Raw genomic sequence first — 12,959 nt, forward strand, 5'->3', positions numbered from 1 at the left:
TGGATTATCGCGCGTCTGTTTCAGAAGGAACCGGCACCAGGCTGTCCCGGAATCGGCGCATATTCTCCTGATAATGTAACGCGCTTATTTCAATCCGCTTTGCGGCGGCGTCATCAAGCGTGCGCACGACCTTGCCCGGCGCCCCCATGACCAGCGAATTGTCCGGTATTTCCTTGCCCTCGGTGATCAATGCCCCTGCACCGATCAGGCAGTTCCGCCCGATTTTCGCCCCGTTCAGCACGATCGCCCCCATGCCGATCAGGCTATTGTCGCCAATCGTGCAGCCATGCAGCATCACCTTGTGGCCGATGGTGCAGTTGCGGCCGATGGTCAATGGAAAGCCCGCGTCGATATGCATGACACAGTTCTCCTGGACATTGCTGCCCTGCCCGACCCGTATCTCTTCGTGGTCGGCGCGGATGGTGCAGCCGAACCAGACCGAGGCCCCCTGCTCCAGCACCACCTGGCCCACCAGGTTTGCATCCGGGGCGACCCAGGTATCGGCGTGAATTTGCGGCACATGCGGCCCCAATGCGTAAACGGTCATGACATTGCCTCGAATTCGCTTTGCAGGGTGCGGACGTGGTTCTGCAGCGAAGGTTGCTGAATTCTGCGCATGCGCTCTGCGCTGACGATCGTCCTCAGCTTTTCTTCGGTTGTATCCAGGTCATCATTGACCAGAACATAGTCATAATACCCCCAGTGGCTGATCTCGTCCCAGCTTTTCAGCATGCGGCGCGCGATCACGTCTTCGGAATCCTGGCCGCGGGTTTCAAGACGGCGGCGCAATTCGCGAATGGATGGCGGCAGGATAAAGATCGACAGCGCGTGCTTGCCCAGTTCGGAATTGCGGATCTGAACCTCGCCCTGCCAATCCACGTCGAACAGAACGTCCCGCCCGGCCTCGATGGATTGGCGCACTGGCCCTGCGGGTGATCCGTAGAAGTTCCCGAACACATGCGCATGTTCCAGCATCTGACCTGAGGCAACCTGTTGTTTGAAACTTTCCTCGCTCAGAAAGTAATACTCGCGCCCATGTTCTTCGCCGTCGCGGGGCGCGCGGGTCGTGGCCGAAACCGAAAACTCCAGCGCGGGGTCCCAGGACATGAGCCGGCGCGCCAGCGTTGATTTCCCGGCACCCGATGGCGACGACAGGATGATTAAAAGACCTCGGCGATCCGTCATGTCATGTGTCCTTGTATTCATTCGACATTCTGCACTTGCTCGCGCAATTGGTCTATCACTGCCTTCAACTCCAGGCCAACAGCGGTCAGGTCCGAGTTCTGGGACTTGGAGCACAATGTGTTGGCTTCGCGGTTGAACTCCTGCATCAGAAAATCCAGCTTTCGACCCACGGCACCGTCCTGGTTCAGCAAAGTGCGAGCCGCGGCGACATGGGCGGACAGCCTGTCGATTTCTTCGGTGATATCGGATTTGACCGCGATCAGCGCCAGTTCCTGTGCAACCCGGTCCGGGTCGGCGCCCTGGCTGTTATCCAGCACCAGTTTCAGGTTTTCCCGCAGCACGTCGGCCATCGCGGCCTTGCGCTGTTCAGCCAGTTCGGCTGCGGATGCGGTCAGCTGTTCGATTGTGTCCAACTGTGCTTTCAGGATGGTGGCCAGTGCCGTGCCCTCGGATTGGCGCATATCCAGGAACGCCGCCAGCAGGTCTGAGAACTCTGACGTCAGATGCGCGACAAGCGGTGCCGGGTCATCGCTGTCGGTTCCGGCTTCCATGACCCCCCTCAGCGACAGAAGGTCCGAGGCCCGGGATTGCGCCAGCGACACCCCGCGCTCATCCGCCAGTGCCTCGGTGCGGGCAAGCGCATCCAAGATCGTGGCGACAGCGGCTTCGTCCAGGGCAATTGCGGCGGTCGTGTCGTCGCGGCTCAGGCGCAGCGACAGGGTCACGTTGCCGCGCCGCACCTGCTTGGACAACGCCGCCCTCAGCGCGGCCTCAAGGCCGGTCAGCCAGTCCGGCACCCGCACCCGCATGTCCAGGCCCTTGCCGTTGACACTGCGCAGTTCCCAGCTCCAGCTATGAGCGCCAAAGCTTCCCTTGCCCGCGGCAAACCCGGTCATGGATCTGATCATACCTGCCCTTTCCTGCGTGTATCGCCCGTTTGGGGCACCTAATGCCATCCCCGGCCCCAGAGCAAGAGTTTGCTGAGTTTGCCCCTGATCGGTGCGGGTTAACCATTCGTTAAAGAATTGATCCAAAATTGAATCAACCCGTGCCAGACTGATCATCACAAGGCGGGTCATCCTTGACCCCGCCAGATGTGCAACATTTTAGGAAAATGTCAGACGATCGGCACGGAGGGTTAAAGGTGAAAACTATCTTCGGGAACATTTCCGGGACCAAACTTGGAAAGATCGTTGCAATGGACCGCTTTGACAGTGGGCGCACAGTAACACCCATCCGTCAGGCCGAGGCCTATTGGACCGCCCTGCTGGGGCAGGATGGCGTGCCTGCGCGGTCTCAAATCGACCCGCGCGGCCTGGAAAACATCCTTGAATACACGTTCATCCTGGAACGGATCGCGCCCGGCCTGGCCCGGTTTCGTCTGGCAGGCAGCCATCTGAACAAAATCGCAGGGATGGAGGTGCGGGGCATGCCGCTGACCTCGTTTTTCGAGCCCGGCGCGCGTTCGGATGCCGTGGACATACTGGAACAGGTATTTGCCGGCCCGTCGATTGCGGAACTGGGCCTTGTGTCGGGCGGCAAGATCGGTCGGGCACGCCTGCAGGCGCGCATGATCCTGTTGCCGTTGAAAAGCGATTTGGGGGATGTCAGCCGCGTGTTGGGGGTCATGGTCAGCGACGGTGCAATTGGGGTGACGCCGCGCCGTTTTTCCGTGTCGGACCGGAACATCCGGGCGGTATCGGACATACCGGCCCGAATCCGACCCGCACATAAGACGCCCGCCGGGTTTGCCGAAGATCAGGACGGGTTCAAACGTCCGGCCAATCACCTGCGCCTGGTCGCCTCGCGCGAGGACTAAGGTTTGATGGCCCAAAGAAAAACGGCGGGTACCTGACCCGCCGTTCTTTGGTGTTGATTCAGCCTGTCAGCTGGCCGCGCGTTTCTTGCCGTTGCGGCGCAGGTTGGTCAGCTCTTCGGCGACCAAAAAGGCCAGTTCCAGCGATTGCGTCGCATTCAGACGCGGGTCGCAGGCCGTGTGGTAGCGGTCCGACAGGTCCTCTTCGGTCACGGCACGGACGCCGCCGGTGCATTCGGTCACATCCTGTCCGGTCATCTCGAAATGAACGCCGCCCGGGATTGTTCCTTCGGCTTCGTGCACGCCAAAGAAGTCGCGGACCTCGCGCAGGACGGAATCAAACGGGCGCGTCTTGTAGCCAGTGGCCGATTTGATCGTATTGCCATGCATCGGATCGCAAACCCAGGTCACGGTTGCGCCTTCCTCTTTCACGGCCTGGATAAGCCGCGGCAGATGTTCGGCCGCCTTGCCCGCTCCAAAGCGGGCGATCAGGGTCAGCCGCCCCTCTTCGTTTTCGGGGTTCAGCTTGGACATCAGAACCTTGAGGTCTTCGGCCGTTGTCGTCGGTCCGCATTTCAGGCCGATGGGGTTCAGCACGCCGCTGCAGAATTCAACATGCGCACCATCCGGTTGCCGGGTGCGGTCACCGATCCAGATCATGTGCCCGGACCCCGCCAGCCAGTTGCCCGAGGTCGAATCCATCCGCGTCAGCGCCTCTTCGTATTCCAGCAGCAGGCCTTCGTGGCTTGTGTAGAATTCGACGGTCGAGAATTCATGCGTGGTGCTGCCAGAAATTCCGGCCGCGCCCATGAAATCGATCGTGTCCTGAATCCGGTCCGCGATTTCCGAATATTTCTGAACATCCTGTTCACCGGTGAACCCCAGCGTCCAGGAATGCACCCGGCTCATGTCGGCGAAACCACCCGTGGAAAAGGCGCGCAACAGGTTGAGCGTCGCCGCCGCCTGCGTATAGGCCTGCAGCATCTTGGCCGGATTCGGAATCCGTGCTTCGGGGGTAAAGGCCAGTTCGTTGATGATGTCACCACGATAGCTGGGCAGTTCCACGCCATCCACAACCTCGGTCGGTGCGCTGCGCGGTTTGGCAAACTGTCCGGCCATGCGCCCGACCTTGATCACCGGAACCTTGGCGCCATAGGTCAGGACCATGGCCATTTGCAGCATGACCTGGAACGTATCGCGGATCGCGTCTGCGCTGAATTGTTCAAAGCTTTCAGCGCAATCCCCGCCCTGCAGCAAGAAGGCCTCGCCACGACCGGCGGCGCCCAGATGCTGTTTCAGCCGCCGCGCCTCGCCTGCAAAAACCAGCGGTGGATATTGCGAAAGCTGCGCCTCGACTTTGGCCAATGCGGCCGCGTCGGTATAGTCGGGCATTTGAACTCGGGGCTTGTTGCGCCAGTTCGTTTTTTGCCACTCGGTCATAGCTTGGATCTCCGCTGAGTTATTTCAGGCCGTCTCTATACAAAATGCAGGTCCGGGTGGCCATATCCCATTTGCGCCTCTTGACGACGTAAACAAGCTTTGAGCAAGGTGGCGGCCAAATCCGCCGCATGCAGGGAAGTGCGGTCTCCGAATCAAGGACAGTTCGCCATGCAAGAGCAACGCCAAGTTGTCCCAGTGGACGGCAGCGACGCAAAGCCGCTGAATTTTGTATTCGTCCTTCTGGAAAGGTTCTCGTTGTTGTCCTTTGCTTCGGCGCTGGACAGCCTGCGTATCGCAAACAGGATGGCTGATCGGCCGATCTATTCCTGGACTTTGGCGGGCGAGGATGGCGAGGTCGTCACCTGCTCGGCCGGTACCACGTTCAAATTGGATACTGACCTGCGTGAATTGCAGCGCGATGAGGTGATCATCGTCTGCGGCGGTGTCGACGTGCAGGCGGCGACAACCAAAAAGGTGCTGAACTGGCTGCGCCGCGAGGCCCGCAAAGGCGTCAAGATCGGTGGCCTGTGTACGGCGGCCTATACCCTGGCCAAGGCCGGTTTGCTGGAAGGCAAGCGTGCCACGATCCACTGGGAAAACGCAGACAGCTTTACCGAAGAATTCGAAAATGTCGAACTGACGAAATCCGTGTTCCAGATGGACGGAAACCGGATGACAACGGCGGGCGGCACCTCGTCCATCGACCTGATGCTGAAGATGATAGCGCAGGATTTTGGCGAGGATCTGGCCAATGCGGTGGCGGATCAGATGATCTATTCCTCGATCCGGACCGACCAGGACACGCAGCGCCTGTCTACGCCCACCCGCATCGGTGTCCGCCACCCCAAGCTGAGCCAGGTCATCCTGATGATGGAAAAGAACATCGAGGAGCCGATCTCGCCCTCGATCCTGGCCAAGGATGTCGGCATGTCGACCCGTCAGCTGGAACGCCTGTTCCGCCGGTATCTGAGCCGATCGCCCAAGCGGTATTACATGGAATTGCGTCTGCACAAAGCGCGCAACCTGCTGATGCAAACCGATATGAGCGTCATCAACGTGGCGCTGGCTTGCGGCTTTGCCTCGCCCAGTCATTTTTCGAAATGCTACAGGGCCCATTACAACACCACCCCCTATCGTGAACGCGGGGCGCAGGCAGGCCGGTTGTCTGTCTAAGCCACCGGATTCGGCGGCGGGTCACAGGTCTTTGGCGAAATAGTGCAGATGCGGCCGTAACATCGGCTGATCCAGATAGGTTGTCGTCCTGATCGGTTCGTCCAATTCCACGAAACCAAGCTTGGGGTACAGGCTTCGCATTTCGACATTTGGGGTCAGCGTATCGGCAATGAGCCGCGTCAGCCCCATGTCACGCGCGGCCTGTTCCCGCGCCTCGATCAGCGCGCGCCCCAACCCGGTGCCGCGTGCCCGTTCGGTGACGAATACCCGTTTCAGCTCACCTGTCTGCTGATCGAACCGTTTCATCATTCCGCATCCGACAATCGTGCCCCCGGTGTCTCGGGCGACGATAAGACAGCCGTTTGGCGGCAGGTAGTCGCCTGTGTTGGCCCAAAACTCGTCCAGCGCACTTTCGGGCGCGGCGGGGTCGATCTCGAACCCCATGCCCTGCATCCGGCGGACGATAAGCTGATAATACTGTGCAAGGATCGCGTCCAAATCCCGCCGGGGCGGGATGGTTTCACATAGCTCGATTTCATAGTCACGCATTCCGAAATCCACCCTGCCTTTGCAGGCTATTTCAACGGCACCATCCTGTAAACGGCACCCCGCCCGACCGACAGGAACCAGATCGCGCCGTCCGGACCTTCGACAATATCGCGGACGCGTTCCGTTTCGGGCCCCTTGATCTGTTCCACCTCGCGCAGCGGATTGCCCGCAAGCCGTGCGATATAGTCGTACTTGAGCGATCCGACAAAGATGTCGCCTTTCCATTCGGGCCAGAGTTTCCCCGAATAGACCAGCAACCCGGACGGTGCGATTGAGGGGTCCCAATAATGCGCGGGCTGTTCCATTCCCGGCTTCGCGGTCCCCTCGCCGATCTTTTCGCCGGAATAATGCGTCCCGTATGAAATCACGGGCCATCCGTAATTGGCACCACGCCGCACGCGGTTGACCTCGTCCCCGCCGCGCGCGCCGTGTTCCGACACCCAAAGCTGCCCTTGCGCATCCAAGGCCGCGCCTTGCGGGTTGCGGTGGCCATAGGACCAGATTTCGGGCCGCGCGCCGTCCCGGCCCACAAAGGGATTGTCGGGGGGCACCGCGCCATCGCGCCCGATCCGAACCACCGTGCCCAGATGATTGGACAGGTCTTGCGCCGCGGGCCGGTCACCGCGTTCGCCCACTGTTACAAACAGGGTCCCGTCAGCGCGTTCGACCACCCGTGATCCGAAATGCCTGCCCCCCGTTCCACCGGGGCGGGCCTCGAACAGAATGCGGGTATCTGTCAGACGCCCGCCATTGCGCGACAACCGCGCAACGGCCAGCGCCGTACCCGCCCCGCCCCTTTGTGGCTTGGCAAAGGTCAGAAACACTTCGCGGCTTTGGGCAAAATCGCGGGCGATCGTCACGTCCAGCAATCCGCCCTGCCCTGTGGTTGCGACCTTGGGCACACCTGAAACGGAACGCCTGCGCCCCTGATCGACATATGTCAGCGTCCCGCCGCGCTGGGTCACCAAAAAGGCACCGCCGGGCAGGATGCCGATTGCCCAGGGCGTATCCAGGTTTGCCACCATCTGTTCCACATGCACACGCCCCAAGGATGTCTGCATCTGTTCGGACATCGCGCCCGCTGCAACGCAGAGAAAGACCAACGTAAGGTAAAGGGTTCTCATCACACGGTGCTCCTGTCCTGGCCTGACCGCAACAAAGGGTGCCAAGCCCCTAGGATTAAATAGGATTATGCACCGAAAAGGCACGGTTTGTTTGGACTTTTCTTTTTTGGATTGCTTGCCTAGGGTCTAGGGCAGAACGAATACGTTCCAAACAGGGAGTTACCATATGAAAAAGCTGCTTACTGCAACTGCAGCAACCGCTCTGATGGCGGGCACCGCAATGGCCGATGATGTATCGCTGGGTGTTCTGTTCGGATTTACCGGTCCGATTGAATCGCTGGCCCCGGCGATGGGAGCCGGCGCAGAACTGGCCATGGCCGAAGTCACCGAGTCCGGCAAACTGCTGGATGGTGCCGCTGTGACCGCGTCGCGGGCCGATACTGGCTGTATCGACAATGGCCTGGCGACCTCGAACGGTGAACGCATGATCGCCGACGGCGTGGCTGGCATCATCGGCGGCGATTGCTCGGGTGTGACCGGTGCGATCCTGCAAAACGTCGCCATTCCCAATGGCATGGTCATGATCTCGCCCTCGGCAACCTCGCCCGGCCTGTCGACCATGGAAGATAACGGCCTGTTCTTCCGCACCGCCCCGTCGGATGCGCGCGAAGGCCAGGTGATGGCAGACATCCTGAAAGACCGTGGCATCAGCTCAATCGCGCTGACCTATACCAACAACGACTATGGCAAGGGCCTGGCGGACGCGATCCAGTCCTCGTTCGAAGCAGCCGGTGGCGAAGTGACCATCGTGGCCGCACACGAAGACGGCAAGGCGGATTACTCGGCCGAAGTGGGCGCGCTGGCCTCGGCCGGTGGCGACATTCTGGTCGTTGCAGGCTATCTGGACCAGGGTGGCCTGGGCATCATCCAATCGTCGCTGGACAGCGGCGCGTTTGACACGTTCGGTCTGCCCGGCGGCATGATCGGTGACTCGCTGCCCGCAAATGTCGGCCCCGACCTGAACGGCTCGTTCGGTCAGATCGCAGGTTCGGGCGGTGAAGGCGCTGAAAAGTACTTTGCCATGGCCGAAGCCGCGGGTTTTGACGGTTCGTCGCCCTATTCGCCCGAATCCTATGATGCGGCTGCGCTGTTCATGCTGGCAATGCAGGCCGCAGGATCGACCAACCCCGCCGAATACGGCGCCAAGATCATGGATGTTGCCAACGAACCGGGCGAGAAGATTTATCCCGGTGAACTGGCCAAGGGTCTAGAACTGCTGGCTGCGGGTCAGGACATCGACTATGTCGGCGCATCCGGCGTTGAGCTGATCGGCCCCGGCGAAAGCGCGGGTTCCTATCGCGAGATCGAAGTCACCGACGGCGAAAACAAGACCGTCAACTTCCGTTGATCAGGACTGAACGGTCATAAAAACAAGCAGCCCGGGCCTTGTGTCCGGGCTGTTTCAATGACAAAAGGCCGCACCTTTCACACAGGGGATGGGGCAACAACGCCGAAAACGGCGGCTAGGGGATAAGATGATCGTCGTCGAAGACGTGCATAAGCATTTCGGCGGGTTTCATGCGGTGGATGGGGCATCGCTGGAAATCCAAAAAGGCTCAATCACCGGCCTGATCGGGCCGAACGGAGCCGGAAAAACCACTCTTTTCAACGTGATCGCGGGCGTTCTTCCTCCGACGTCGGGCCGTGTCTTCATGGATGGCGAAGATATTACCGGCCTGCCCCCGCACGAGCTGTTTCACAAGGGCCTTCTGCGCACTTTTCAGATCGCGCATGAGTTCTCGTCGATGTCCTGCCGCGAGAACCTGATGATGGTGCCGGGCGCACAATCAGGTGAATCGCTGTGGAACACCTGGTTCGGGCGCAAACGGATCGCCAACGAAGAACGCGCCCTGCGCGCCAAGGCTGATGAGGTGCTGGAGTTTCTGACCATCGAACACCTGGCCGATCACAAGGCGGGTCAGGTCTCGGGCGGGCAGAAGAAGCTGCTGGAGCTTGGCCGCACCATGATGGTTGACGCCAAGATCGTGTTCCTGGACGAGGTCGGCGCAGGTGTGAACCGCACCCTGCTGATGACCATCGCCGACACCATCCTGCGCCTGAACAAGGAACGCGGATATACCTTCGTGGTCATCGAACATGACATGGATTTCATCGGCAAGATCTGCGACCCGGTCATCTGTATGGCCGAGGGCAAGGTACTGGCCGAGGGCACCCTGGACGAGATCAAAGCCAATGAGCACGTGATCGAGGCCTATCTGGGCACCGGCCTGAAAAACAAGGACAAGCTGGAGGCGGGCGCATGAGTGACAACCCCTACCAGGACGACAAGGGCAACAAGGACGCCTCGATTACCAATACGCATGGTGTAGGCACCATGACACCCGCACATCGCAAAAGCGGTGAAACCCACAAGGTCGAAGGTGGCCCCTTTTTGATTGGCGACACCATGACGGGGGGGTACGGCAAGGGGCCGGACATCCTGCATGACTGCACGATCGCAGTCGACAAGGGCGAAATCGCCGTGATCGTCGGCCCGAACGGGGCAGGAAAATCCACCGCGATGAAGGCCGTGTTCGGGATGCTGGACGTCCGCGCGGGCGCGGTGCGGCTGGATGGCGAGGACATCACCAACCTGACCCCGCAAGACCGCGTTCAACGGGGCATGGGCTTTGTGCCTCAGACGTCGAACATTTTCACGTCAATGACGGTAGAAGAGAACCTGGAAATGGGCGCTTTCATCCGCCGCGACGACATCAGCCAGACGATGGAACAGGTCTATGACCTGTTCCCCATCCTGCGCGACAAGCGCAACCAAGCCGCCGGAGAGCTGTCGGGCGGCCAGCGCCAGCAGGTCGCCGTGGGCCGCGCGCTGATGACCCAGCCCAAGGTGCTGATGCTGGACGAACCGACCGCCGGTGTCTCGCCCATCGTGATGGATGAGCTGTTCGACCGGATCATCGAGGTCTCGCGCACCGGCCTGCCAATCCTGATGGTTGAGCAGAACGCCCGACAAGCGCTGGAGATCGCGGACAAAGGGTACGTGCTGGTTCAGGGGCGCAACGCCTATACCGGCACGGGCAAGGAACTTCTGGCCGATCCCGAGGTTCGTAAGAGTTTCTTGGGGGGGTGAGGCCAGTGATTGCAATGCTTGTATTTCCTCTCTGTGCATCGAAACAAACAAGCCAAACGAACTTGGAAAATGAGGTAACGAACTAATGGACTTCCTCAACGCCCTGGTGGCGCTCTCCAACTTCGTTCTTGTTCCCGCAATCGCCTATGGCAGCCAGTTGGCGCTGGGCGCGTTGGGGGTGACGCTGATCTATGGCATCCTGAGGTTCTCGAATTTTGCCCATGGCGATACGATGGCCTTTGGCGCGATGATCGCTGTGATGGTCACTTGGGGCTTGCAGGCCGCCGGGGTCAGTTTCGGGCCGCTGCCGACTGCTCTGCTCGCCCTGCCCTTTGCCATTTTGGGCTGTATCGTTCTGGTGCTGGTCACGGATCGGCTTGTTTACAGGTTTTACCGCGAGCAAAAAGCCAAGCCGGTCATACTGGTAATCGTCTCGATGGGCGTGATGTTCATCATGAACGGGCTGGTAAGATTTATCATCGGACCGGATGACCAAAGGTTCTCGGACGGCGCGCGCTTTCTGATCAAAGCGCGTGATTTCAAGACCTGGACGGGGCTGAACGAGGGGCTGGCGATCAAGACCTCTCAGGCCATCACGGTTGTTGTGGCGGTGGTCGCCGTGGCCGCTTTGTTCTGGTTCCTCAACAAGACGCGTACAGGTAAATCGATGCGCGCCTATTCGGATAACGAGGATCTTGCGCTACTATCCGGTATCAACCCCGAACGCGTGGTGATGATCACCTGGATCATCGTTGCAGCACTGGCGACCACGGCAGGCGTACTTTACGGGCTCGACAAAAGCTTTAAGCCCTTCGTTTATTTCCAGCTGCTGCTGCCGATCTTTGCCTCGGCCATCGTTGGTGGTCTTGGCAGCCCTCTGGGGGCCATTGCGGGCGGGTTCATCATCGCCTTTTCCGAGGTGACCATCACCTATGCCTGGAAAAAGGTGCTGACCTACCTGGCGCCCGAAGGTCTGGAGCCATCGGGATTGGTGCAGTTCCTTTCCACCGACTACAAGTTCGCGGTCAGCTTCGTGATCCTGCTGATTGTTCTTCTGTTTAAGCCCACCGGCCTGTTCAAAGGGAAAGCGGTATGACCGAGCCCGTCAAAAACACTCTGCTTTTCGCTATTGTCGGCGGCCTGATCCTGTTGACCGGTTTCACGCAAAGCTGGAACACGGCGATCCTGATCCTGAACATGGGGCTGATCTCGGCCATCATGGCCATCGGGGTGAACCTGCAATGGGGCTTTGCCGGGCTTTTCAATGTCGGCGTCATGGGTTTCGTGGCGCTGGGCGGTCTGGCGGTCGTGCTGGTCTCAACCCCGCCGACACCGGGGGCATGGTCCGCGGGGGGCTATGGCATCGTTCTGGCGCTGTTGCTGGGGGCTGCAACCGTGGTCGCCGCAGTTCTGGTTGCGACCCGCATGCCAAAAGGGCGGGCCAGAACCCTGGCCATCATTGCGATCCTGATCGTCGGGTTCTTTGTCTACCGCGCGGTGTTTGATCCCAGCATTGCAGCGGTCGAGGCCATCGATCCCGCAATTGCCGGGAATATCGGCGGTCTGAACCTGCCGGTGTTGCTGGCCTGGCCTGCCGGTGGATTGCTTGCCGCCGGGGCCGCATGGCTGATCGGCAAGACGGCCTTGGGGCTGCGCTCGGACTATCTGGCGATTGCCACGCTGGGGATCGCCGAAATCATCATCGCGGTCATGAAGAACGAAGATTGGTTGGCCCGTGGCGTCAAGAACGTCTACGGCATCCCGCGCCCCGCGCCTGTGGTGGGTTATGAGGTCGACCTGCAACAGGATCCCGGATTTATCGCCCGCGCCGACTGGCTTGGCCTGGACCCGGTCACCGCGTCGACCCTGTCCGTCAAACTTGGCTATTCGCTGTTGTTCATGGTCGTCTTGCTGACCCTGCTATGGATGGCCCAAATGGCCCTGCGCAGCCCCTGGGGCCGCATGATGCGCGCCATTCGCGACAATGAGGTCGCGGCCGAGGCCATGGGCAAGGATGTCACCCGCCGCCACCTGCAAATCTTTGTGCTGGGATCGGCCATCTGCGGCATCGCAGGGGCGATGATGACCACGCTGGACGGACAGCTGACCCCCAGCGCCTATCAACCGCTGCGCTTTACCTTCCTGGTCTGGGTGATGGTGATCGTGGGCGGGTCGGGCAACAATTTCGGCGCCGTGCTGGGGGCGTTTCTGATCTGGTTCCTGTGGGTTCAGGTCGAACCCATCGGGCTGTGGCTGATGAACCTGATCACGTCTGGCATGCCGGATGGCAGCGCGCTTAAGTCTCACCTGATCGACAGCGCGGCCCATATGCGCCTGTTTACCATGGGGTTGATTCTGCTGCTTGTTCTCAGATTCAGCCCAAGGGGCCTGATCCCCGAGAAATAGTTCGCATTTCATTCACATTGGCGAGATTACGCCGCGTAACCGGCCGGTTTTCTTGATTGGCGCGCGTAAATTTCTTATGCCAGTACACCACCGCATGTTTCAGCGGTGGTGTACCGGCATTCACTCACACCATTTGCCGATCTGTAACGATCACTTCTGTTGACACCAAACGAGT

General features: G+C 60.1%; 13 protein-coding genes. 7 read left to right on the forward strand and 6 right to left on the reverse strand.

The annotated features are described in order from the left end of the window. Positions 1–4 precede the first annotated feature (4 nt). The 3 genes from ACXAG8_RS00875 to ACXAG8_RS00885 are packed head-to-tail and all read right to left on the reverse strand — an operon-like array spanning position 5 to position 2,093. Entirely contained in the window at positions 5–547 is a 543-nt protein-coding gene (locus tag ACXAG8_RS00875; RefSeq protein ID WP_475221396.1) for a gamma carbonic anhydrase family protein, read from the reverse strand. Next, positions 544–1,185, reverse strand: coding sequence for a guanylate kinase (gmk, locus tag ACXAG8_RS00880; RefSeq protein WP_475221397.1), 642 nt, complete (start codon positions 1,183–1,185; stop codon positions 544–546). Before gmk ends, ACXAG8_RS00875 begins: the two co-directional genes overlap by 4 nt. Before the next feature lie 17 nt (positions 1,186–1,202). Then, a complete protein-coding gene (locus ACXAG8_RS00885) occupies positions 1,203–2,093 on the reverse strand; it encodes a YicC/YloC family endoribonuclease (RefSeq protein ID WP_475221398.1) in 891 nt (296 codons plus the stop codon). 236 nt (positions 2,094–2,329) lie between these two features. Between ACXAG8_RS00885 and ACXAG8_RS00890 the strand changes: the two genes are divergently transcribed. Beyond that, the gene (locus tag ACXAG8_RS00890; protein WP_475221399.1) at positions 2,330–3,004 is read left to right on the forward strand and encodes a PAS domain-containing protein; all 675 of its coding nucleotides are present in this window, start codon (positions 2,330–2,332) and stop codon (positions 3,002–3,004) included. A gap of 66 nt (positions 3,005–3,070) precedes the next feature. Here ACXAG8_RS00890 and ACXAG8_RS00895 read toward each other — a convergent pair whose 3' ends face one another. After that, entirely contained in the window at positions 3,071–4,441 is a 1,371-nt protein-coding gene (locus ACXAG8_RS00895) for a class II 3-deoxy-7-phosphoheptulonate synthase (protein ID WP_475221400.1), read from the reverse strand. 168 nt (positions 4,442–4,609) lie between these two features. On the opposite strand from ACXAG8_RS00895, the gene ACXAG8_RS00900 reads away from it, so the two are divergent. Beyond that, on the forward strand, positions 4,610–5,614 hold the full coding sequence (locus tag ACXAG8_RS00900; RefSeq protein WP_475221401.1) for a GlxA family transcriptional regulator: 1,005 nt from the start codon (positions 4,610–4,612) through the stop codon (positions 5,612–5,614). A gap of 21 nt (positions 5,615–5,635) precedes the next feature. On the opposite strand, the gene ACXAG8_RS00905 is transcribed toward ACXAG8_RS00900, so the two are convergent. Together ACXAG8_RS00905 and ACXAG8_RS00910 are read right to left on the reverse strand one after the other, a co-directional pair. Then, positions 5,636–6,163, reverse strand: a complete 528-nt coding sequence (locus tag ACXAG8_RS00905; RefSeq protein WP_475221402.1) for a GNAT family N-acetyltransferase — start codon at positions 6,161–6,163, stop codon at positions 5,636–5,638. Positions 6,164–6,189: 26 nt separating this feature from the next. Further along, positions 6,190–7,287, reverse strand: a complete 1,098-nt coding sequence (locus tag ACXAG8_RS00910; protein WP_475221403.1) for a PQQ-dependent sugar dehydrogenase — start codon at positions 7,285–7,287, stop codon at positions 6,190–6,192. A 166-nt stretch (positions 7,288–7,453) separates the two neighbouring features. On the opposite strand from ACXAG8_RS00910, the gene ACXAG8_RS00915 reads away from it, so the two are divergent. From ACXAG8_RS00915 to ACXAG8_RS00935, 5 genes are all read left to right on the forward strand, one after another. Further along, positions 7,454–8,635 carry an ABC transporter substrate-binding protein gene (locus ACXAG8_RS00915; protein ID WP_475221404.1) on the forward strand — a complete coding sequence of 394 codons (1,182 nt, stop codon included), beginning with the start codon at positions 7,454–7,456 and terminating at the stop codon, positions 8,633–8,635. Positions 8,636–8,762: 127 nt separating this feature from the next. Beyond that, positions 8,763–9,551 (forward strand): ABC transporter ATP-binding protein, encoded by a 789-nt coding sequence (locus ACXAG8_RS00920; protein WP_475221405.1) that lies wholly within the window; start codon positions 8,763–8,765, stop codon positions 9,549–9,551. Next, entirely contained in the window at positions 9,548–10,378 is an 831-nt protein-coding gene (locus ACXAG8_RS00925; RefSeq protein WP_475221406.1) for an ABC transporter ATP-binding protein, read from the forward strand. Before ACXAG8_RS00920 ends, ACXAG8_RS00925 begins: the two co-directional genes overlap by 4 nt. Positions 10,379–10,463: 85 nt before the next feature. Further along, entirely contained in the window at positions 10,464–11,474 is a 1,011-nt protein-coding gene (locus tag ACXAG8_RS00930; RefSeq protein ID WP_475221407.1) for a branched-chain amino acid ABC transporter permease, read from the forward strand. Further along, positions 11,471–12,784 (forward strand): branched-chain amino acid ABC transporter permease, encoded by a 1,314-nt coding sequence (locus ACXAG8_RS00935; protein ID WP_475221408.1) that lies wholly within the window; start codon positions 11,471–11,473, stop codon positions 12,782–12,784. Before ACXAG8_RS00930 ends, ACXAG8_RS00935 begins: the two co-directional genes overlap by 4 nt. Positions 12,785–12,959 lie beyond the last annotated feature (175 nt).

Source organism: Ruegeria sp. ABD4_443 (assembly GCF_056160865.1).